Source organism: Klebsiella sp. GFKo11 (assembly GCF_056490265.1).
Window position 1 is genome coordinate 6331435 of the sequence record NZ_CM151369.1, and the last position, 21571, is coordinate 6353005.

Consider the following 21571-nt stretch of genomic DNA (forward strand, 5'->3'; position numbering starts at 1 on the left):
GATAAAGACACGTTAGCAGGGACAATCCCACAATGAAAGAGGCGATATTGATATGCAACGCGAGGTAATAACCGGTGTCGTGTTGGCTGGAGGAAGGGCGACGCGCATGGGGGGAGTGGATAAAGGATTGCAGACGTTAAAGGGTAAGCCATTGTGGTGCTACGTCGCCGATACGCTGGAACCACAGGTGGATAAAATGGTTATTAGCGCCAATCGGAACCTTGATAGCTGGCAAACCAGCGGTTATCCGATTATTACCGATAGTATGAATGATTTTCCAGGCCCTCTGGCCGGGATGCTATCTGTTATGCAGCATGTTGAAAGCGAGTGGTTCCTGTTTTGTCCATGTGATACTCCTTTTATCCCCGCCTTTCTGGTCGAGCGCTTAATAAAGAATAAGAAATTATCTCCAGTAGTTTGGGTACATGATGGTGAACGCGATCATCCGGCTATCGCTTTGGTGAATCATAAGGTCACAGCAGAACTTGAAACCTATTTGGCCGCAGGTGAACGGCGAGTCATGGTATTTATGCGCAAAGTTGGTGGGCATAATGTTGATTTTAGCGATGTGAAATCAGCATTCATGAACGTAAATACCCTCGATGACTTACAGAATATGCAGGTGTCATCATGATTCCCCTTCTGGCTATCGCGGCCTGGAGCGGTACGGGTAAAACAACATTACTGAAGGAACTGATCCCGGAATTATGTGCGAAAGGCTTACGACCTGGGCTTATCAAACATACTCATCATGACATGGACGTGGATAAACCAGGTAAAGATAGCTATGAGCTACGCAAAGCCGGAGCTGCACAGACTATTGTCGCCAGTTCACAGCGCTGGGCCTTAATCACAGAAACACCAAATAAAAACGAACTGGATCTTAGCTGGCTAGTAAGCAGAATGGACCCTTCAACGTTGGATTTAGTGTTAGTCGAAGGTTTTAAGCATGAGCCAGTACCAAAGATCCTACTTTACAGGCACAACAGTGGGCACCATGTAGATGAACTGGTATTTGATGAATACGTCATTGCCGTGGCTAGCGATATTCCTGTCGAGACTTCACTTCCGCAGTTAGATTTAAATAACATCCCGCAAATCGTGGATTTTATTTTACAGTGGTTACACAAGCCCTAATCAGATCTCAATAGAAAAGAAAATTTTTGCTGTATGAGAAATGCATGCTCGGATAAAGCTTCATCGCGCTTTGTCTGATTTTTTATGATGTACAAAAACGCAAAAAGCCCATCCGTCAGGATGGGCTCTTCACTTAATTGATGCCTGGCAGTTCCCTACTCTCACATGGGGAGACCCCACACTACCATCGGCGCTACGGCGTTTCACTTCTGAGTTCGGCATGGGGTCAGGTGGGACCACCGCGCTGTCGCCGCCAGGCAAATTCTGTTTAATCTGTATCAAGCTGAATCTCTCTCAAATCCGCCAAAACATCTTCGGCGTTGTAAGGTTAAGCCTCACGGTTCATTAGTACCGGTTAGCTCAACGTATCGCTACGCTTACACACCCGGCCTATCAACGTCGTCGTCTTCAACGTTCCTTCAGGACTCTCAAGGAGTCAGGGAGAACTCATCTCGGGGCAAGTTTCGTGCTTAGATGCTTTCAGCACTTATCTCTTCCGCATTTAGCTACCGGGCAATGCCATTGGCATGACAACCCGAACACCAGTGATGCGTCCACTCCGGTCCTCTCGTACTAGGAGCAGCCCCCCTCAATTCTCCAGCGCCCACGGCAGATAGGGACCGAACTGTCTCACGACGTTCTAAACCCAGCTCGCGTACCACTTTAAATGGCGAACAGCCATACCCTTGGGACCTACTTCAGCCCCAGGATGTGATGAGCCGACATCGAGGTGCCAAACACCGCCGTCGATATGAACTCTTGGGCGGTATCAGCCTGTTATCCCCGGAGTACCTTTTATCCGTTGAGCGATGGCCCTTCCATTCAGAACCACCGGATCACTATGACCTGCTTTCGCACCTGCTCGCGCCGTCACGCTCGCAGTCAAGCTAGCTTATGCCATTGCACTAACCTCCTGATGTCCGACCAGGATTAGCTAACCTTCGTGCTCCTCCGTTACTCTTTAGGAGGAGACCGCCCCAGTCAAACTACCCACCAGACACTGTCCGCAACCCGGATTACGGGTCCACGTTAGAACACCAGCCATTAAAGGGTGGTATTTCAAGGATGGCTCCATGCAGACTGGCGTCCACACTTCAAAGCCTCCCACCTATCCTACACATCAAGGACCAGTGTTCAGTGTCAAGCTATAGTAAAGGTTCACGGGGTCTTTCCGTCTTGCCGCGGGTACACTGCATCTTCACAGCGAGTTCAATTTCACTGAGTCTCGGGTGGAGACAGCCTGGCCATCATTACGCCATTCGTGCAGGTCGGAACTTACCCGACAAGGAATTTCGCTACCTTAGGACCGTTATAGTTACGGCCGCCGTTTACCGGGGCTTCGATCAAGAGCTTCTCCTTACGGATAACCCCATCAATTAACCTTCCGGCACCGGGCAGGCGTCACACCGTATACGTCCACTTTCGTGTTTGCACAGTGCTGTGTTTTTAATAAACAGTTGCAGCCAGCTGGTATCTTCGACTGATTTCAGCTCCGTGAGCAAGTCACTTCACCTACCATCAGCGTGCCTTCTCCCGAAGTTACGGCACCATTTTGCCTAGTTCCTTCACCCGAGTTCTCTCAAGCGCCTTGGTATTCTCTACCTGACCACCTGTGTCGGTTTGGGGTACGATTTGATGTTACCTGATGCTTAGAGGCTTTTCCTGGAAGCAGGGCATTTGTTACTTCAGCACCGTAGTGCCTCGTCATCACACCTCAGCGTTGAATGACGTTCCGGATTTACCTGGAACATCCGCCTACATGCTTAAACCGGGACAACCGTCGCCCGGCTAACATAGCCTTCTCCGTCCCCCCTTCGCAGTAACACCGAGTACAGGAATATTAACCTGTTTCCCATCGACTACGCCTTTCGGCCTCGCCTTAGGGGTCGACTCACCCTGCCCCGATTAACGTTGGACAGGAACCCTTGGTCTTCCGGCGAGCGGGCTTTTCACCCGCTTTATCGTTACTTATGTCAGCATTCGCACTTCTGATACCTCCAGCAACCCTCACAGGCCACCTTCAACGGCTTACAGAACGCTCCCCTACCCAACAACGCATAAGCGTCGCTGCCGCAGCTTCGGTGCATGGTTTAGCCCCGTTACATCTTCCGCGCAGGCCGACTCGACCAGTGAGCTATTACGCTTTCTTTAAATGATGGCTGCTTCTAAGCCAACATCCTGGCTGTCTGTGCCTTCCCACATCGTTTCCCACTTAACCATGACTTTGGGACCTTAGCTGGCGGTCTGGGTTGTTTCCCTCTTCACGACGGACGTTAGCACCCGCCGTGTGTCTCCCGTGATAACATTCTTCGGTATTCGTAGTTTGCATCGGGTTGGTAAGTCGGGATGACCCCCTAGCCGAAACAGTGCTCTACCCCCGAAGATGAGTTCACGAGGCGCTACCTAAATAGCTTTCGGGGAGAACCAGCTATCTCCCGGTTTGATTGGCCTTTCACCCCCAGCCACAAGTCATCCGCTAATTTTTCAACATTAGTCGGTTCGGTCCTCCAGTTAGTGTTACCCAACCTTCAACCTGCCCATGGCTAGATCACCGGGTTTCGGGTCTATACCCTGCAACTTAACGCCCAGTTAAGACTCGGTTTCCCTGCGGCTCCCCTATACGGTTAACCTTGCTACAGAATATAAGTCGCTGACCCATTATACAAAAGGTACGCAGTCACCCAACAAGTGGGCTCCTACTGCTTGTACGTACACGGTTTCAGGTTCTGTTTCACTCCCCTCGCCGGGGTTCTTTTCGCCTTTCCCTCACGGTACTGGTTCACTATCGGTCAGTCAGGAGTATTTAGCCTTGGAGGATGGTCCCCCCATATTCAGACAGGATACCACGTGTCCCGCCCTACTCTTCGAGTTCACAGCCTGTGCGTTTTTGTGTACGGGAGTATCACCCTGTACCCTGCGTCTTTCCAGACGCTTCCACTAACACACAAACTGATTCAGACTCTGGGCTCCTCCCCGTTCGCTCGCCGCTACTGGGGGAATCTCGGTTGATTTCTTTTCCTCGGGGTACTTAGATGTTTCAGTTCCCCCGGTTCGCTTCGTTAAGCTATGTATTCACTTAACGATAGTGTGACGGATCACACTGGGTTTCCCCATTCGGAAATCGTCGGTTATAACGGTTCATATCACCTTACCGACGCTTATCGCAGATTAGCACGTCCTTCATCGCCTCTGACTGCCAGGGCATCCACCGTGTACGCTTAGTCGCTTAACCTCACAACCCGAAGATGTTTCGTAAAACACTTCGTGCTGCAAAAATTTGAGAGACTCGAACACACCGTCATGCTGTTCTTATTTACGGAGAACAGACGCAGCGTGTCGTTTCAATTTTCAGCTTGATCCAGATTTTTAAAGAGCAAATATCTCAAACATAACTCACTGAGTTAGTTTTGAGATATCGGTGGGTTGTGTCTTTCACTCACAGCCAGCAAGTGGCGTCCCCTAGGGGATTCGAACCCCTGTTGCCGCCGTGAAAGGGCGGAGTCCTAACCGCTAGACGAAGGGGACACGAGGTGTCGCGACTTCGCAGCCGTCTTGCTTCTTTACATTCATCAGACAATCTGTGTGGACACTACAAAGGCAGGTTCTTTAAGGTAAGGAGGTGATCCAACCGCAGGTTCCCCTACGGTTACCTTGTTACGACTTCACCCCAGTCATGAATCACAAAGTGGTAAGCGCCCTCCCGAAGGTTAAGCTACCTACTTCTTTTGCAACCCACTCCCATGGTGTGACGGGCGGTGTGTACAAGGCCCGGGAACGTATTCACCGTGGCATTCTGATCCACGATTACTAGCGATTCCGACTTCACGGAGTCGAGTTGCAGACTCCGATCCGGACTACGACATACTTTATGAGGTCCGCTTGCTCTCGCGAGGTCGCTTCTCTTTGTATATGCCATTGTAGCACGTGTGTAGCCCTACTCGTAAGGGCCATGATGACTTGACGTCATCCCCACCTTCCTCCAGTTTATCACTGGCAGTCTCCTTTGAGTTCCCGGCCGGACCGCTGGCAACAAAGGATAAGGGTTGCGCTCGTTGCGGGACTTAACCCAACATTTCACAACACGAGCTGACGACAGCCATGCAGCACCTGTCTCAGAGTTCCCGAAGGCACCAAAGCATCTCTGCTAAGTTCTCTGGATGTCAAGAGTAGGTAAGGTTCTTCGCGTTGCATCGAATTAAACCACATGCTCCACCGCTTGTGCGGGCCCCCGTCAATTCATTTGAGTTTTAACCTTGCGGCCGTACTCCCCAGGCGGTCGACTTAACGCGTTAGCTCCGGAAGCCACTCCTCAAGGGAACAACCTCCAAGTCGACATCGTTTACAGCGTGGACTACCAGGGTATCTAATCCTGTTTGCTCCCCACGCTTTCGCACCTGAGCGTCAGTCTTTGTCCAGGGGGCCGCCTTCGCCACCGGTATTCCTCCAGATCTCTACGCATTTCACCGCTACACCTGGAATTCTACCCCCCTCTACAAGACTCTAGCCTGCCAGTTTCGAATGCAGTTCCCAGGTTGAGCCCGGGGATTTCACATCCGACTTGACAAACCGCCTGCGTGCGCTTTACGCCCAGTAATTCCGATTAACGCTTGCACCCTCCGTATTACCGCGGCTGCTGGCACGGAGTTAGCCGGTGCTTCTTCTGCGAGTAACGTCAATCACTAAGGTTATTAACCTCAATGCCTTCCTCCTCGCTGAAAGTACTTTACAACCCGAAGGCCTTCTTCATACACGCGGCATGGCTGCATCAGGCTTGCGCCCATTGTGCAATATTCCCCACTGCTGCCTCCCGTAGGAGTCTGGACCGTGTCTCAGTTCCAGTGTGGCTGGTCATCCTCTCAGACCAGCTAGGGATCGTCGCCTTGGTGAGCCGTTACCTCACCAACAAGCTAATCCCATCTGGGCACATCTGATGGCATGAGGCCCGAAGGTCCCCCACTTTGGTCTCGCGACGTTATGCGGTATTAGCTACCGTTTCCAGTAGTTATCCCCCTCCATCAGGCAGTTTCCCAGACATTACTCACCCGTCCGCCGCTCGTCACCCGAGAGCAAGCTCTCTGTGCTACCGCTCGACTTGCATGTGTTAGGCCTGCCGCCAGCGTTCAATCTGAGCCATGATCAAACTCTTCAATTTAAGTTTGATGCTCGTGAATTAAACTTCGTAATGAATTACGTATGTTCACTCAGAGACTTGGTATTCATTTTTCGTCTTGCGACGTTAAGAATCCATGTCACTTTGAGTGCCCACACAGATTGTCTGATAAATTGTTAAAGAGCAGTGCAACGCGGCTTTCGCTCACCGTTGCGAGGTCCCGTATAATACGTTTTCCTCATTCAGAGTCAAGCGTTTAATTTCGCTTTTCTCTGCCGGCGTTCATCGCTGAACCCCGCTAACCCGGCGGCCTGTAAGCCGTTGTTCCGTGTCAGTGGTGGCGCATTATAGGGAGTTATTCCGACGTGACAAGAGGAAACTTCAAAAAACTTTTCAACCGTCTCTTTTTTCACCACAACAACGTGTAATGTGGCAAAAAACCGGCGTTTTGCCGTTTTAACAAACGAAGTAAGTCGCCTGATGGCATACTGATAGAGTAAAAAAGAGAAAGGAACGGCATTTATGTCTTTAAGCACACAGCAGCTGGCGGCACAAAAGAATATCTCTTGGGTATTAGCGGAGAAACTGGCGCAAAAAATTCTGACCGGCGAATATCAGCCAGAAAGCATTCTTCCTGGAGAGATAGAGCTGGGTGAGCAATTCGGCGTAAGCCGCACGGCGGTTCGTGAGGCAGTCAAAACGTTGACAGCAAAAGGGATGCTTTTGCCTCGCCCACGCATCGGCACCCGCGTTATGCCACGCAGTAGCTGGAACTTTCTCGACAAAGAGCTGCTAGCCTGGTGGTTAACGGAAGATAACTTTGAAGAGGTTGTTAGCCATTTCCTCGTGATGCGCAGCAGTCTTGAACCGCAAGCCTGTTTTCTGGCGGCGAATTCAGGTAGCTCAGAACAAAGAGCACAACTCAATGCTCTAATGGCGGAGATGATTGAGTTGAAGAGAAACTTTCAGCGCGAGCGCTGGATTGAAGTCGATATGGCCTGGCATGAACATATATATGAGATGAGTGGAAATCCCTTTCTGATCTCTTTCGCTTCTCTATTCCATTCGGTCTACCACACCTATTTCACTTCTATAACCCAGAATGAAGTGATGAAGCTGGATCTCCATCAGGCAATAGTTGATGCCATCCTCGATAATGACGGTTCACGAGCGCTGAACGCCTGTCAGGCTTTGTTGAGTGCTCCAAATCATTCAAAGGGCACCGAATGAGCGAGAAGAAAGGGCGTAGTATGGCCGGGCTGCCGTGGATTGCTGCGATGGCCTTTTTTATGCAGGCGCTGGATGCCACCATTCTGAATACCGCCCTTCCTGCTATAGCACAGAGTCTCAACCGTTCACCGCTGGCCATGCAATCCGCTATCATCAGCTATACGCTTACCGTGGCCATGTTAATTCCAGTCAGCGGTTGGCTGGCTGACCGTTTCGGCACACGGAAAGTGTTTATCATCGCCGTTAGTCTATTCACCCTGGGTTCTCTCGCCTGCGCCCTCTCAGGTTCTCTAACAGAGCTGGTTACCTTCCGCGTTATTCAAGGTATAGGTGGGGCGATGATGATGCCGGTGGCGAGGCTGGCATTACTACGCGCCTATCCGCGCAGTGAATTACTACCAGTGCTAAATTTCGTCACGATGCCCGGGCTGGTCGGCCCCATTCTCGGACCCGTACTCGGCGGTGTACTGGTCACCTGGGCCAGCTGGCACTGGATTTTTCTGATTAATATTCCCATCGGCATTATCGGGATTGTGTACGCCCGTAAATATATGCCGGACTTCACTACGCCCCGGCGCCGTTTTGACGCGCTCGGCTTTCTGCTGTTCGGATTAAGTCTGGTACTGTTTTCCAGCGGAATCGAACTGTTTGGTGAGAAGATCGTCGCGACATGGATTGCTCTATCCATCATTGCTCTGAGCGTTGTTATGCTGTTGGCGTATATTCGCCACGCTCGCCGCCATCCTACGCCGCTCATTTCGCTTTCTTTATTTAAGACGCATACTTTTTCAGTGGGGATCGCGGGAAATCTGGCAACTCGCCTGGGCACCGGCTGCGTCCCGTTCCTGATGCCTCTGATGCTACAAGTGGGCTTTGGTTATCCGGCGATTATCGCAGGCTGCATAATTGCACCAACAGCTATCGGTTCGATTATTGCCAAATCGACCGTTACCCAAATTCTACGCTGGTTTGGCTATCGAAAAACGCTGGTTGGGGTCACGATATTTATCGGTCTGATGATCGCCCAATTTTCACTGCAGTCCCCGGATATGTCGATTTGGGTACTGCTGTTGCCACTATTTGTATTGGGGATGGCGATGTCCACCCAGTTCACATCAATGAACACCATCACGCTCGCAGATTTGACCGATGAAAATGCCAGTAGCGGCAACAGCATGCTGGCCGTCACCCAGCAGCTATCTATCAGCCTCGGGGTCGCCATTAGTGCGGCAGTGCTGCGCTTTTATGAAGGGTTCGATAGTGTAAATACCATCGAGCAGTTCCACTACACCTTTATAACCATGGGAGCAATCACCGTGGTATCAGCGCTAGTATTTGCTTTATTGAAAGCGAAAGATGGCCGCAACCTGATTAAGGAGCGGCACAAGCATTAAGCAGAGCCACGCACGACCAGTTCTGGAGTCAGCTGAACGCGTTGTTGTTTTTGTCCTGGGTCAGCCATTCGGTGGATGAGTACATCGATAGCCAGCTCGCCCAGTTCATCTTTCGGCTGATGGATGGTCGTCAGCGGCGGCGTCATATAGCGAGCCAGCTCAATGTCGTCATAACCCACCAGCGCCATATCCTGCGGAATGCGCAATCCACTCTGATAAAGCGCCTGATAAGCACCAACCGCCATCGCGTCGTTACCGACAAACACCGCCTGCGGCAGCTTGGGGAGTACTAACAGCTTTTCCATTGCGCTAAATCCGCCGCCAAACTCAAAATCGCTGCTAATAACGTATCCTTCAGGTACTGCCAGCCCGGCACGAGCCATTGCAGCATGATATCCCTCAAGACGCAGTCGCGAAGGGGTTTTATCCAGCGGGCCTGCGATGCAGGCAATCCGCGTATGGCCTTGATCGATGAGGTACTGCGTCGCTATATCGCCACCCAGCAAAGAGTTATCCTGGATCAGGTCACTATCGCCATCGAACGGTGCCCAGTCCATCATCACCGTCGGTACGGAAGGGTAGCGCTGCATGATCTCCGGCGAAGGCTGGTGAGTTTCAGTACACAGCAGCAGCAAACCGTCGACGCGCTTTTGCATCAGCGTCTCCAGATTACGGTTCATTCGCTGTTCATCGCCTTCGGTGTTACAAAGCACCAGGCTATAGCCGCGTTCAAAACAGCTACGCTCCACGCCGCGTACCAGCTCCGAGTAAAACGGATTGGTACTGGCGGTAATGAGCATGCCAATAGTACGGGTTTGGTTTAATTTAAGGCTACGCGCCAGTGCAGATGGCGCGTAATTCAGGCTCTTAATCGCGGCGTCGACTTTAGCGGTAATGGCTTCGCTAACGAAGCGATCCTTGTTGATGACATGAGAAACCGTCGAAGTGGAAACGCCCGCTATGCGGGCTACATCCTTCATGGTGGCCAAGCGTTACCCCTGTTGACGTAAAAATTCGTCTATTTCTTTTCGCCATGGCACGGAGGGCTGGGCACCTTTACGCGTAACGGCAATAGCCGCGGCGGCATGGGCAAAACGAATAGCCTCAGCCAGTACCATACCTTCAAGGAGCGCAGTCACCAGCGCACCATTAAAGGTATCGCCAGCGGCAATGGTGTCAACAGCCTGGACTTTAAAGCCGGGAACACGATGACCGTTGCCTTTGAGACTAGCCCATACACCACGGCTACCGAGGGTAATAATCACCGCATCAATACCTTTATCATGGAGCACGTTAGCTGCTTTTGCCGCATCATCGTCATTTTCCACTCGAACGCCGGTCAGTTTTTCCGCTTCGGTTTCGTTCGGAGTAATGATATCCACCAGCGCTAACAGTTCATCTGGCAACTCTCGTGCTGGAGCAGGATTGAGTATCACTGCAGTTTGACTCTGGTGAGCAATTTTCGCCGCCGCCAGTACGCTTTCCAACGGCGATTCCAGCTGCATTAGTAGCGCCTGCGCGCTGGCGATACGCTCTTTTTCAGCTTCAACCTGCGTAACGGAAAGGGCGGCGTTAGCTCCAGCATGAATACCAATAGTATTCTCACCTTCAGCGTTCACAAAAATCAGCGCCACGCCGGTTGATTCCCCGGCAACAGCCCTTACCGGCGCAACGTCGATATTATCGCTTTCCAACTGGCGACGAACCCGTTCACCAATATCGTCATCACCGGTACAGGCGATAAAAGAGATATTTGCCCCGCTGCGCCCGGCAGCAACGGCCTGATTTGCGCCCTTACCGCCGAAAGCGACCTGATAGTGATGACCGGTGACGGTTTCACCAGGCGTAGGGAAGGAGTCGAGGTTAAGGATGTGATCGGCATTGATACTACCAAGGACGACAAGTTTGCCTGCGGTTTTCATAATCAATATTCCCGGAAAGCGCGCCACCGGCACCCGGTGGCGCATGCCCTGCTTTTCTTTATTATGTTGTCCCTCGGACCGTTACCAGCCCGAATCACACATTATTGCTTAATGACCAGTTTCAACTCAACCGGATAGCTGGTATCCACTTTTTCGCCCTTCAGCACTTTATCAGCGGTCTCAACGCCTTTCACACCGATCTGCTCCGGAAGCTGGGCGACGGTCGCAGCCAGTTTGCCACTGTTTACTGCTTTTTCGCCATCCGGAGTGCCGTCAAATCCAACCACCATCACATCAGATTTACCAGCAGTTTGCAGAGCGCGCAGCGCACCCAGCGCCATTTCATCGTTCTGGGCAAATACAGCCTGTACATCAGGATGCGCCGTCAGCAGGTTCTGCATGACGTTCAAGCCCTTAGTGCGGTCGAAATCTGCCGGCTGGCTAGCCAGTACGTTAAATTTATGCGCCGTAACGGCTTGTTGAAAACCTTCGCCACGCTCACGTGCCGCGGACGTCCCTGCAATTCCCTGTAGTTCAATAATCTTCGCGCTTTCGCCGACTTTCTTGGCAATATAGTCACCGGCCATCTTGCCGCCCAGAACGTTATCAGAAGCAATATGGCTTACCACTTCGCCTTTTGAGGCCTGGCGGTCAAGGGTAATAACCGGAATTTTCGCCTGATTCGCCAGCTTCACAGCATTACCTACTGCGTCAGAGTCGGTTGGGTTGATCAGCAGCAGTTTGGCTCCGCGAACGGTTAAGTCCTGAACGTTAGCCAGTTCTTTCGCCGGATTGTTCTGTGAATCCAGCACCACCAGGTTATAGCCGAGTTTGTCCGCTTCTTTTTGTGCCCCATCCTTCAGAGAGACAAAGAACGGGTTGTTAAGCGTAGAGATAACCAAGGCGATAGTATCTTTTGCCATCGCGTTTGCGCTTACGGTTGCGCTTAAAGCTACAGCAGAGATCAGGGTCGCCAGTTTTTTCATATTCATAGTTAAGATGTCCTGTAGAGTTCTCAGTTACTGCTTCTTGTTATCTACCAGTACCGCCAGCAAAATAACCACCGCTTTAACGATCATCTGGTAATAGGATGAAACACCTAATAAATTCAAACCGTTGTTCAGGAAGCCAAGGATTAAAGCACCAATCAACGTACCGACAATACGACCTTTACCACCTGCCAGGCTGGTGCCACCAAGCACTACCGCAGCAATCGCATCCAGTTCATAACCGGTGCCCGCTGTCGGTTGCGCGGAAGAGAGACGCGCGACCTCAATAATCCCGGCCAGCGAAGCCAGCATGCCGCACAAAGAATAGACGATGATTTTAACTTTATTGACGCTGATGCCGGATAGACGCGTTGCCGCTTCATTTCCCCCCAGCGCATAGATATAACGACCCAGACGGGTATGATGCAGCATGTACCAGGCCGCCAGAAAAACGATCGCCATAATCCATACCGGCGTTGGGATCCCGAGAGGGCGACCAATCCCAAACCAACCAAACAGATCGGCATTGTCGGTAAAGCCAGTATTTACCGGGCTACCGTTGGTATAAACCATGGTCACACCGCGTAGCAGCAGCATCATTACCAGGGTAGCGATAAATGCCTGCACGCGCCCTTTCGCCACAATTACGCCTGTAACAGCGCCGATTGCCGCACCTAATGCCAGCGCAGCGGCAACGGCCACCAGCGCGTTAACCTCAATTCCGACAATTGAAGCGGCGACCGCGCCAGTCAGCGCCAGAAGGGAACCTACGGACAGGTCGATACCCGACGTTAGGATAACCAGCGTCATCCCTACCGCCATGATGGCGTTAACTGAAGTCTGTTGCAGAATATTGAACAGGTTATTCACGGTAAAAAAGTTGGGGCTCATGGTAGAGACAACCGCAATCAGCACTAGTAGGGCAATCAGCGATTTTTGCTCCATCAACCACGCTTTGGTGAAGTAGCGGCGACCAGAAACAGTCGGGTTATTCATCTTTTTTACTCCTGATTCACGCGGTTAAGCTTGCCCACAGCGGCAGCCATCAATACTTCCTGGGTGGCCTGCTCGCGTGTGAATTCACCGCCGAGATGCCCTTCATGCATCACCATGATGCGATCGCTCATGCCCAACACTTCTGGCATCTCAGAAGAGACCAGAATGATGCTCAGACCATCGGCTTTAAATTGGTTGATCAGTTGGTAGATTTCTTTCTTCGCCCCAACGTCCACGCCGCGGGTTGGTTCATCAAGGATCAGCACTTTTGGCCGAGTCATCAGCCCGCGGGCAATCGCCACCTTCTGTTGGTTACCGCCGGAAAGTAGCCCAATGGCCTGCTCCATAGACGGCGTCTTCACATTAAACAGGCGGATAAAATCGCTGACCGCCTGCTGTTCATCTTTATGCTTGAGGCTACCGCCGCTGCGGCTGAAATAGCGCAGCGCAGTCAGCGACATATTTTCTTTGACCGACATACCGAGCACTAAACCATCACGTTTACGGTCTTCAGAGATATAAACGATGCCGTTTGCCAGGCCATCCTGCGGAGAACGCGTCACCACTTCATGGCCATCAAGGGTGACGTAGCCGCTGGTGCGCGGCAGCGCACCGTATAGCACTTTCATGAGTTCCGTACGCCCTGCGCCCATCAGCCCAGCGACGCCAAGAATTTCGCCTTTACGCAGGGTAAAAGAGACGTTCTCCACGCCCGGCCCACACAGCGCATCCACTTTCAGACGGATATCGCCCGGCGCTTTATCAATGCGCGGGTACTGATCTTCGAGCTTACGTCCCACCATCATTTCAATCAGCAGATCTTCATCAAGGCTGGCGACTTCACGCTCGGCAATGAACTGACCGTCACGGAAGACCGTCACGTCATCGCAAATTTCGAAGATCTCTTTCATACGGTGGGAGATATAAACAATGCCGCGCCCTTGCGATTTCAGCTCGCGGATGACGCGGAACAGGGATTCGGTTTCGGTATCGGTCAGCGCATCGGTCGGTTCGTCCATAATGATGACTTTCGACTCGAAGCTCAGCACTTTGGCGATTTCCACCATCTGCTGATCGCCGATAGACAGATCGCCTACCAGACGATCGCTCTTAAAGCGCAGATTCAGCTTCGCCAGCAAAACATCGGCTTCTGCATACATCTTCTTCCAGTCGATTTTGCCAAAGCGATTCACAAACTCACGGCCGAGAAAGATGTTCTCTGCAATCGTCAGCTGCGGGATCAGGTTCAGCTCCTGGTGAATGATGCCGATACCCGCTTCCTGGGAGGATTTCGGGCCGGTGAAGGTGGTTTCTTTACCCAGCCATAATAGCGAACCAGCGTCACGGGCATAAATCCCGGTCAGCACCTTCATCATGGTGGATTTGCCTGCGCCGTTTTCGCCCACCAGCGCCATGACGCGCCCAGAGTAGACATTTAACGCAGCACCGGAGAGCGCCTTCACGCCCGGGAACGATTTATCGATCCCTTTGAGTTGTAAGAGTGCGTCCATGACCGCCTCAGAACGTGACGCCAGCACAGAGAATAATGTTCGCATACGGGGAACACTCCCCGCTGCGAATCACCGCCTGACTATCTGCAGTTTCTTTTTTGAACTGCTCATGATTGGTATAACGAATTTCAATGGTGTTTCCCTGGTGTTGCTGCAGCAGCTCAAGATGTCTGAGCAACGTCGCGTGGAGCTGCGGGTTAAGGGTTTTAATCTCTTGCGCGAGGATGGCCGCTTCAACCTGCATTTCGCTCGTCACCACCTCCAGAACCTGCATAAAGGAGGGAACTCCGTGGGTTAACGCCATGTCGATACGCGTGCTGTTGCGAGGTACTGGTAATCCAGCATCGCAAACTACCAGCGTATCGGTATGACCCAGGCGGGAGATGACCGACGAAATATCAGCGTTAAGTACGGTACCTTTTTTCATTTTCTCTTTTGCTCCACTAGCGAAACGTTTCGCTGACATAAGTATTATAAATACTCGAGCAAAAAACCATCATCAGAAGTGAGAATTGTGATCGCTATCGAAACGTTTCGCAAAACTGAGGTAAAGGAAGGAAGTCAGAATAACAAACAGCAAAAAGCCCTTCACGAGGAAGGGCTTTAGAGGATCAAATTTCGACCTGAGTGCCGAGTTCAATAACCCGGTTTGGCGGGATTTCGAACTGGTCCGGCGCTCGCAGGGCATTGCGCTGCAGCAGAAGATACAGCTTACCGCGCAGGCGCAGATACCATGGCCGCTTGCCGATGATTAACGACTCATGCGACATAAAGAAGGAGGTCTCCATCATCCGGCAGCTCAGGCCTTCCAGCCCGCAGCGGTGGAAGACTTCTTCAACATTCGGCGTTTCACGCCAGCCGTAGCTGGCAACCACGCGCCAGAACGACGGTGAAATCTGCTCAATCTGCACGCGACGAACATTATGCACGTATGGCGCATCTTCTGTACGCAGCGTTAGCAAGATCACCCGCTCATGCAGCACCTTGTTGTGCTTCAGGTTATGTAACAGAGCGAAAGGAATCACATTCAGCGCTCGGGACATATATACGGCGGTCCCAGGAACGCGAACCGGCGGCGATTTTTCAAGGGAAGAGATCATCGCTTCCAAAGAATTACCGTGTTCATGCATCCGACGTAGCAAGCGGAAACGCTCGCTTTTCCAGGTGGTCATGATGGTAAACATCACCAAACCCAGCGTCAGCGGCAGCCAGCCACCGGAGACGATTTTGTCGAGGTTAGCTGAGAACAGCGGAATGTCGATGCACATAAAGGCCACCAGCAGCAGTGCCACAACAAACTTATTCCAGTGCCAGTTTTTACGCGCTACCGTCGAGAACAAAATGGTGGTCAGCACCATGGTTCCCGTCACCGCAATCCCATATGCCGCCGCCAGGTTCGAGGAGTGCTCAAAGCTGACAATCACAATGACCACCGAGATATAGAGCAGCCAGTTAATGAACGGGATATAAATCTGGCCGGACTCCATTTCCGAGGTATGGATAATGCGCATCGGCGAAAGATATCCCAGACGCACCGCCTGGCGGGTCAACGAGAAGACACCGGAAATCACCGCCTGAGAGGCGATAACCGTCGCCAGGGCGGCGATAATCAGCATCGGAATCAATGCCCACTCGGGCGCCAGCAGGAAGAACGGGTTCTTAATCGCTTCTGGATGTTTTAGCAGTAGCGCTCCCTGACCAAAGTAGTTCAGCACCAGAGAAGGCAGAACCACCGAGAACCAGGCCAGACGAATAGGCAATTTACCGAAGTGCCCCATGTCGGCATACAGCGCTTCCACGCCGGTAATCGACAGTACCACCGCGCCCAGAGCGACAAAAGAAACGGTTTTATATTCAAGGAAAAAGTGAACCGCCCAGTATGGGTTCAACGCCTGCAACACTTCCGGGTTAGCAAAAATGCTACGCGCCCCTAGCACTGCCAGCAGCAGGAACCAGATCAGCATAATTGGCGCGAACAGCTTGCCCACCATACTGGTACCGTGCTTTTGGATAGCAAACAGCAGCGTCAGAACAATAATGGATATGGGGACAACCCAAGTATCCAGGTCAGGAGCGATAATTTCCAGCCCCTCGATTGCTGACATGACCGAGATTGCCGGCGTAATGACCACCTCTCCGTAGAAGAAGCTACCGCCGATAAGGCCAAGGATCACCAGTACGGATGTTGCTCGCGCGGACGTGTTACGTCCTGCCAGCGACATCAGCGTCAGGATCCCACCTTCACCGGCATTATCCGCCCGCATAACGAAGGTAATATATTTGAGTGATACGGTAAAAATCAGCAGCCAAAAAATGAGCGACAGGAAGCCAAAAACAGCATCACGCTCAACGCCAAAGCCAAACTGGCCAGACAGGCATTCACGAAGTGTATATAGCGGGCTGGTACCGATATCGCCGTATACCACACCGATTGCCGCCAGCGTTATTGCTGGCAACGATTGCTTATTATCAGAGCTCATAGACTAGTCTTTTCGTTTATAAAACAAATGTGTGCCTAGTCCCTTGGCCCACAAAAAGCGCACAGTATGCACGATTATTTGCTAAATCGTACCCCTAACTGACATCATCTTAACCTGACTCAAAGAAAATAAATCGATTCTTCAGGCTATTACCACCCCTAATCAAACATCTATACTCGACTTAACAACGACATCCTAAAAAGCACGCAACTCAATTATGGCTCAATCACATTTACTGGCAGAAAGAATTTCCCGGCTCAGCGCAGCACTGGAAAAAGGACTCTTTGAACGCAGCCACGCAATACGCCTTTGTCTACTTGCGGCACTCAGCGGCGAGAGCGTTTTTTTGCTGGGCCCACCGGGTATCGCCAAAAGCTTAATTGCCCGCCGTCTCAAGTTCGCCTTCCAGCGAGCCCGCGCATTTGAATATCTGATGACCCGCTTTTCAACGCCGGAAGAAGTCTTTGGCCCACTTTCCATCCAGGCACTGAAAGACGAAGGTCGTTACGAACGCCTGACAGCCGGCTACCTTCCGGAAGCCGAAATTGTTTTTCTCGATGAAATCTGGAAAGCAGGTCCGGCGATCCTCAATACGCTGCTGACGGCGATAAACGAGCGCCATTTTCGCAACGGGGCAACCGAAGAGAAAATCCCTATGCGCCTGCTGGTGGCAGCATCGAACGAATTGCCTGAAGCGGATAACAGCCTGGAAGCCTTATACGATCGCATGCTCATCCGTTTATGGCTGGATAAGGTACAAGATAAAACCAATTTCCGCTCAATGTTGATAAGCCAGCAGGATGAGAACAGCAACCCAGTTCCAACTAATTTGCAGGTCAGCGACGAGGAATTCATACAATGGCAGCAAGATATCGGTGCCGTTAAGCTGCCGGACAGCGTGTTTGAACTGATTTTCCAGTTGCGCCAGCAACTGGATGCTCTACCCAACGCGCCCTACGTTTCAGATCGTCGCTGGAAAAAAGCCATCCGCCTGTTGCAAGCCAGCGCCTTCTTCAGCGGTCGAGATACCATTGCCCCTATCGACCTGATCCTGCTGAAAGATTGCCTGTGGCACAACATTGAGACCATGAACCTGATGTCCGTGCAGTTGGAAACCTTAATGACCAGCCACGCCTGGCAGCAACAGGCAATGCTCACCCGCCTGGGGACGATTATCCAGAGGCGCATTCAGCTTCAGCAACAGCAAAGCGATAAGACCGCGCTGAAAGTGACGCGCCTGGGCGGTATGTTTAGCCGGAAACCTCATTATGAATTGCCTGCTGAAGTGCAGGCACCCACGCTAACTCTGCTACTCCAGCAGCCGCTCAAACTGCACGATCTGGAAGTCATTCATATTACGTTTGTCCGTGAAGAGCTAGCGCATTGGCTGGAAAAAGGCGGTGAGATCCGCGGTAAACTCAACGGTATAGGCTTTGCCCAGCAGTTGAATATGGATGTCGATACCAGCCAGCACCTGGTTGTGCGCGATGTCAGTCTGCAGGGGTCGCGTCTCTCCCTACCCGGCAGTGAATCGCAGGAAAATATGCCGGCCGAAATCAGGCAACAGCTGGAAGCGCTGGACGACGAATGGCATCAACAACACAACCGCTTCAGCGAACAGCAAAAATGCCTGTTTATTCCCGGAGAGTGGCTGGGACGCATCGAAGCCAGCCTGCAGGACGTTGGGACGCAGATTAAACAGGCCCGACAGTCATGACTCTGGATATGCTGAATGTCATGCTGGCAGTCGGCGAAGAGGGAATGATCGACGAGATGCTGTTAGCACTTCTGGCCGCACCTCAGTTAGCCATTTTCTTTGAAAAATTTCCGCGGCTAAAAAACATCATCGCCGCAGACATTCCTCGCTGGCGTGAGGCGGTCAGATCGCGGCTAAAAGAGACCCATGTTCCTCCCGAGCTGGATGCGGAAGTTCAGTGCTATCAACAGTCACAGCGGCTTTCCACTTCGCAGTTTATCGTCCAGCTCCCGCAAATCCTGAGTCAGCTACACAAGCTTCACTCCCCTTTTGCCGCCCAGGCACAGCAGTTAGTGGATAACAATCATACTTTTACCCCCGCTCTGCATACGCTATTTCTCCAGCGCTGGCGTTTGAGTCTGGTGGTGCAGGCAACGTCCCTCAATCAGCAACTGCTGGATGAGGAGCGTGATCAGTTGCTTAGCGAAGTCCAGGAACGAATGACTCTCAGCGGCCAATTGGAGCCGGTGCTGGTGGAAAATGATAACGCAGCAGGGCACCTGTGGGATATGAGCGCAGGAGAGCTGAGGCGCGGTGATTATCAGTTGATCGTTCGCTACGGGGATTTTTTGACTCAGCAGCCTGAACTTATGCAGCTTGCTGAGCAGTTGGGTCGTTCCAGAGAGGCGAAGGCGGTACCAAAAAAGGATGCGCCGATGGAAACCTTCCGCAGCCTGGTGCGAGAACCGGCAACCGTGCCGGAGCAGGTCGATGGGCTACAGCAGAGCGACGATATTCTGCGCCTGCTGCCGCCGGAGCTGGCCACACTCGGCATCACCGAGCTGGAGTTTGAGTTCTATCGTAAGCTGGTAGAGAAACAGCTGCTGACCTACCGACTTCACGGTGATGCCTGGAAGGAAAAGGTAACCGAGCGTCCAGTCACCCGCCAGGATTTTGATGAACAGCCGCGAGGGCCGTTTATCGTCTGCGTCGATACGTCGGGATCAATGGGCGGATTTAATGAGCAGTGCGCCAAGGCTTTTTGTCTGGCGCTGATGCGGGTCGCACTGGCAGATAATCGCCGCTGCTTCATTATGCTGTTTTCCAGCGAGGTGGTGCATTACGAACTCACCGGACCACAGGGGCTTGAACAGGCAATCCGTTTCTTAAGCCAGCGCTTTCGCGGCGGTACGGATTTGGCCAGCTGCTTCCGGGCTGTTATTGAGCGAATGCAGAACCCTCAGTGGGTAGATGCTGATGCGGTGGTGATTTCCGATTTTATCGCCCAGCGCCTGCCAGATGAGGTGATCAATAAGGTGGGGGAGCTACAGCATAAACATCAGCACCGTTTTCATGCGGTGGCAATGTCGGTACACGGTAAGCCCGGCATCATGCGCATTTTCGATCATATCTGGCGCTTTGATACCGGGTTACGTAGCCGCCTGCTGCGTCGCTGGCGGCGTTAGTTGATCTATTAAAGAAGGGCAGCGACGCTTTCACGAACCTGCGTTGGCCATACGCCGCACTGAACCTGCCCGATATGGTCAAGCTGCAGAAGTAGCATCGTCAGACGAGACTGGCCGATACCGCCGCCGATAGTCTGCGGCATTTCCCCACGCAGCAGCGCCTGGTGCCATTCTAGCTTCAGGCGATCTTCATCACCAGTGATCGCGAGCTGGCGTTTCAGCGCCTCTGAATCCACGCGGATGCCCATCGAAGAGAGCTCAAAAGCATCTTCCAGGATCGGGTTCCACACAAGGATATCGCCGTTCAGACCGGCAAAACCTTCAGCTGCTGGCGTGCTCCAGTCATCATAATCCGGGGCTCGAACATCGTGACGCTGACCATCAGATAATTTGCCGCCGATACCAATCAGGAATACCGCGCCCAGATCTTTGGCTATCGCCCGCTCGCGGCCTTTAGCATCAAGATCCGGATAACGACTTAATAATTCCTGACTATGAACAAACTGGATCGTCTCCGGCAAGAACGGCGTCAGGCCAAATTCTTTGCTCACCGCAGCTTCGGTCGCTTTGATCCCGGCATAAATTGCTTCAACAGTCGATTTCAGCGTCCCACAATGGCGTTCTGCGTCACCCATTACGCGCTCCCAGTCCCACTGGTCAACGTAAACGGAATGGATGGCGGTTAATCTGTCTTCATCGGGGCGAAGGGCCTTCATGTGCGTGTACAGCCCTTCGCCCGCGCTGAAGTCGTGTTGTCCCAGGGTTTGACGCTTCCACTTCGCCAGTGAATGAACCACTTCGAATTGGGCGTCAGGCAGTGTTTTCACTTTCACCTGAACCGCTTTTTCGCAACCAGACAGGTTATCCTGCGTCCCATCTCCCACGCGGCTTAAGATGGGGGCCTGGACTTCAATCAGACCAAGCTTCTCTTCAAGCTGGCGGGAAAAGTGAGACTTAACGAAACTAATCTGGCGTTGTTTTGCGATGTATGCGGTTTTCATTTTTATGACTCCTGCGTCCTGTTGCCATTGATTAAGCAACAAAACCGCGATGCAATTCAATAATCCAACAACAAAAAGCCTGCTTCGGTTTTAATTCATCAAAATATGACGCTAAAATAGAGCGATTCATCAAACTTCATAAGAAAAACCTATGGAAAATTATCAGATCGACAATCTGGATCGCGGCATCCTTGAAGCTCTCATGGCTAATGCACGTACCGCCTATGCCGAACTGGCGAAACAATTTGGCGTCAGCCCCGGGACAATTCACGTTCGCGTCGAGAAAATGAAGCAAGCGGGAATTATTACCGGCGCGCGCATTGACGTCAGTCCAAAACAGCTGGGTTACGATGTGGGCTGTTTTATCGGCATCATTCTGAAGAGCGCAAAGGATTACCCTTCCGCACTGGCCAGATTAAACAGTCTGGATGAAGTTACCGAAGCGTATTACACCACCGGCCACTACAGCATCTTTATAAAAGTGATGTGCCGATCGATTGATGCCCTTCAACATGTACTTATCAACAAGATCCAAACAATCGATGAAATTCAGTCCACTGAAACATTGATCGTCCTGCAGAACCCGATTATGCGTACCATTCGCCCGTGATCGGACTTTTTAATCCCACATTTTTCCAC

General features: G+C 51.9%; 15 protein-coding genes, 1 tRNA gene and 3 rRNA genes. 7 read left to right on the forward strand and 12 right to left on the reverse strand.

The annotated features are described in order from the left end of the window. Positions 1-52 precede the first annotated feature (52 nt). Both mobA and mobB read left to right on the forward strand, forming a co-directional pair. Positions 53-634, forward strand: a complete 582-nt coding sequence (mobA, locus tag AC07P6_RS30305) for a molybdenum cofactor guanylyltransferase MobA (protein ID WP_434660979.1) — start codon at positions 53-55, stop codon at positions 632-634. Next, positions 631-1137, forward strand: coding sequence for a molybdopterin-guanine dinucleotide biosynthesis protein MobB (gene mobB / locus AC07P6_RS30310; protein ID WP_478315353.1), 507 nt, complete (start codon positions 631-633; stop codon positions 1135-1137). The genes mobA and mobB overlap by 4 nt, the downstream gene beginning before the upstream one ends. 142 nt (positions 1138-1279) lie before the next feature. Here mobB and rrf read toward each other — a convergent pair. From rrf to AC07P6_RS30330, 4 genes are all read right to left on the reverse strand, one after another. Continuing rightward, positions 1280-1395 (reverse strand): 5S ribosomal RNA (gene rrf, locus AC07P6_RS30315). A 66-nt stretch (positions 1396-1461) separates the two neighbouring features. Continuing rightward, positions 1462-4369 (reverse strand): 23S ribosomal RNA (locus AC07P6_RS30320). Positions 4370-4587: 218 nt separating this feature from the next. Then, a tRNA-Glu gene (locus tag AC07P6_RS30325) sits at positions 4588-4662 on the reverse strand. 87 nt (positions 4663-4749) lie between these two features. Further along, positions 4750-6289 (reverse strand): 16S ribosomal RNA (locus AC07P6_RS30330). Together the 16S, 23S and 5S rRNA genes with 1 tRNA gene alongside form the textbook arrangement of a ribosomal RNA operon. A gap of 480 nt (positions 6290-6769) precedes the next feature. Between AC07P6_RS30330 and AC07P6_RS30335 the strand changes: the two genes are divergently transcribed. Together AC07P6_RS30335 and mdtD are read left to right on the forward strand one after the other, a co-directional pair. Next, positions 6770-7477, forward strand: a complete 708-nt coding sequence (locus AC07P6_RS30335; RefSeq protein ID WP_434660983.1) for a FadR/GntR family transcriptional regulator — start codon at positions 6770-6772, stop codon at positions 7475-7477. Next, positions 7474-8871, forward strand: coding sequence for a multidrug transporter subunit MdtD (mdtD, locus tag AC07P6_RS30340; protein ID WP_304254548.1), 1398 nt, complete (start codon positions 7474-7476; stop codon positions 8869-8871). The genes AC07P6_RS30335 and mdtD overlap by 4 nt, the downstream gene beginning before the upstream one ends. Here the strand turns inward: mdtD and rbsR are convergent. The 7 genes from rbsR to kup all read right to left on the reverse strand — a co-directional run bounded on the left by rbsR (position 8868) and on the right by kup (position 16769). Further along, positions 8868-9860, reverse strand: a complete 993-nt coding sequence (rbsR, locus tag AC07P6_RS30345; RefSeq protein ID WP_110276052.1) for a ribose operon transcriptional repressor RbsR — start codon at positions 9858-9860, stop codon at positions 8868-8870. The genes mdtD and rbsR overlap by 4 nt on opposite strands. A 3-nt stretch (positions 9861-9863) precedes the next feature. Beyond that, positions 9864-10796, reverse strand: coding sequence for a ribokinase (gene rbsK / locus AC07P6_RS30350; RefSeq protein ID WP_182240582.1), 933 nt, complete (start codon positions 10794-10796; stop codon positions 9864-9866). Between the two features lie 98 nt (positions 10797-10894). Next, entirely contained in the window at positions 10895-11785 is an 891-nt protein-coding gene (rbsB, locus tag AC07P6_RS30355; RefSeq protein WP_110276051.1) for a ribose ABC transporter substrate-binding protein RbsB, read from the reverse strand. A 27-nt stretch (positions 11786-11812) separates the two neighbouring features. Further along, positions 11813-12778, reverse strand: a complete 966-nt coding sequence (rbsC, locus tag AC07P6_RS30360) for a ribose ABC transporter permease (RefSeq protein WP_112215583.1) — start codon at positions 12776-12778, stop codon at positions 11813-11815. Positions 12779-12783: 5 nt separating this feature from the next. After that, positions 12784-14289, reverse strand: a complete 1506-nt coding sequence (gene rbsA, locus AC07P6_RS30365; RefSeq protein ID WP_182235436.1) for a ribose ABC transporter ATP-binding protein RbsA — start codon at positions 14287-14289, stop codon at positions 12784-12786. Positions 14290-14296: 7 nt separating this feature from the next. Next, a complete protein-coding gene (gene rbsD / locus AC07P6_RS30370; RefSeq protein WP_304254543.1) occupies positions 14297-14716 on the reverse strand; it encodes a D-ribose pyranase in 420 nt (139 codons plus the stop codon). Between the two features lie 184 nt (positions 14717-14900). Then, entirely contained in the window at positions 14901-16769 is a 1869-nt protein-coding gene (kup, locus tag AC07P6_RS30375) for a low affinity potassium transporter Kup (RefSeq protein ID WP_181484293.1), read from the reverse strand. Positions 16770-16986: 217 nt separating this feature from the next. Here kup and ravA point away from each other — a divergent pair, with 217 nt between their 5' ends. Continuing rightward, entirely contained in the window at positions 16987-18486 is a 1500-nt protein-coding gene (ravA, locus tag AC07P6_RS30380) for an ATPase RavA (RefSeq protein ID WP_182235435.1), read from the forward strand. Continuing rightward, on the forward strand, positions 18483-19931 hold the full coding sequence (viaA, locus tag AC07P6_RS30385; protein WP_304254538.1) for an ATPase RavA stimulator ViaA: 1449 nt from the start codon (positions 18483-18485) through the stop codon (positions 19929-19931). The genes ravA and viaA overlap by 4 nt, the downstream gene beginning before the upstream one ends. Positions 19932-19939: 8 nt before the next feature. On the opposite strand, the gene asnA is transcribed toward viaA, so the two are convergent. Continuing rightward, complete coding sequence (gene asnA / locus AC07P6_RS30390; protein WP_181484296.1) at positions 19940-20932, reverse strand: aspartate--ammonia ligase; 993 nt, start codon at positions 20930-20932, stop codon at positions 19940-19942. A gap of 151 nt (positions 20933-21083) precedes the next feature. Between asnA and asnC the strand changes: the two genes are divergently transcribed. After that, the gene (gene asnC / locus AC07P6_RS30395; RefSeq protein WP_004107306.1) at positions 21084-21542 is read left to right on the forward strand and encodes a transcriptional regulator AsnC; all 459 of its coding nucleotides are present in this window, start codon (positions 21084-21086) and stop codon (positions 21540-21542) included. Positions 21543-21571: the final 29 nt, after the last annotated feature.